The 988-nt window shown below is 65.8% G+C and carries 2 protein-coding genes and 1 pseudogene; 1 reads left to right on the top strand and 2 read right to left on the bottom strand.

What is annotated here, in order from left to right; all coding sequences use genetic code 11:
- Positions 1–231, top strand: a pseudogene (locus ETP66_RS11830) (chromosome segregation protein ScpA); the annotation flags it as partial.
- 16 nt (positions 232–247) lie between these two features.
- Here ETP66_RS11830 and ETP66_RS11825 read toward each other — a convergent pair.
- Positions 248–457: a DUF5615 family PIN-like protein gene (locus ETP66_RS11825; protein WP_130842777.1), complete on the bottom strand. Its 210-nt coding sequence runs from the start codon at positions 455–457 to the stop codon at positions 248–250.
- The gene (locus tag ETP66_RS11820; RefSeq protein ID WP_038047221.1) at positions 441–674 is read right to left on the bottom strand and encodes a DUF433 domain-containing protein; all 234 of its coding nucleotides are present in this window, start codon (positions 672–674) and stop codon (positions 441–443) included. Before ETP66_RS11820 ends, ETP66_RS11825 begins: the two co-directional genes overlap by 17 nt.
- Positions 675–988: the final 314 nt, after the last annotated feature.

The raw sequence follows: 988 nt of genomic DNA, 5'->3' as shown, positions 1-988 counted from the left end.
CTGCCCCGGGAGGGCTTCGGCCTAAAGGAGGCCTGGGAGCGGCTGAAGGGTTTCCTGAGGGGGCGGGTGGCCTTCCACCTTCTGCCCCTGCGGGGCTGGGGGGAGTGGGTGGTGGGCTTCGCCGCCCTCTTGGAGGCCCACCGGCTGGGCCTGGTGCGGCTACACCAGGAAGAGCCCTTCGGCCCCCTCTGGGTGGAGGCGGAAGGGGCTTTGGAGGAGCGGCTGGCCTAAATGCCCCAACGGGGCCTCAAAAGGGGCACTCGCTGGAGGACCGGTAAAGCTGCCCGAAGTCCAGGTCCAGGGTGAGCAGGACAGCGTCGTGCTTGGCTGCCAGCGCCCATACTTCTCCGTCGGGGATCCCAGGGGAGGTTTCTACCACGGCAAGAACCACAAAGCCGCGGTTGCGGAGCAAGTGTACGCTGGCCAGGGGAAGGTTCTCGTCAGCGAGAAAGCGCAAAGAGCCTTTCCTCCTCCAGGACCTCTTGGGCGAAGGCTAAAGCGGCCTGGAGCCCTTCCGGTGGGAGTTGGGGGTAGTTGGCGAGGATCTCCTCCCGGCTCCATCCCTGGGCAAGGAGGCCCAGGAGGAAAGCCACCGAAAGGCGCGTGCCTCGGACCACGGGCTTACCGCCCAGCACCCCAGGGTCGGAGGCGATCCACTCCCGCCAAGATGTCATGAGGTGAGTTTAGCACCGGGCATGCGGGCTGGGGAAGCTCTTCCCCACCTTCTCCCTGGGGCCCTTGGAGAAGCGGCTAAGTACCCCATCGTGGCTTGCGCCACGATGGGGGCCCCAAAGAGGCGATAAGCAAGCCGCTTTGGCTTTGACCGATGGGGCAACCTTTGTGCGCGGGTGCTTAGTTGCCCCGTCGTGGCGCAAGCCACGGCGGGGATCCCAGAAAGACTGTGGGCATTGCCCTTCTTCACCTGCCTATTGCGGTAGCCTTGAGCCTAGCGCAGCAGGGTAAGAAGGGCCAAGGCGGCGGCCAGGGC

It is taken from the genome of Thermus thermamylovorans, assembly GCF_004307015.1.
Classification (GTDB): Bacteria; Deinococcota; Deinococci; order Deinococcales; family Thermaceae; genus Thermus; species Thermus thermamylovorans.
Note: the sequence above shows the minus strand (reverse complement) of the source record. Positions and strands in the feature narration are given on the sequence as shown.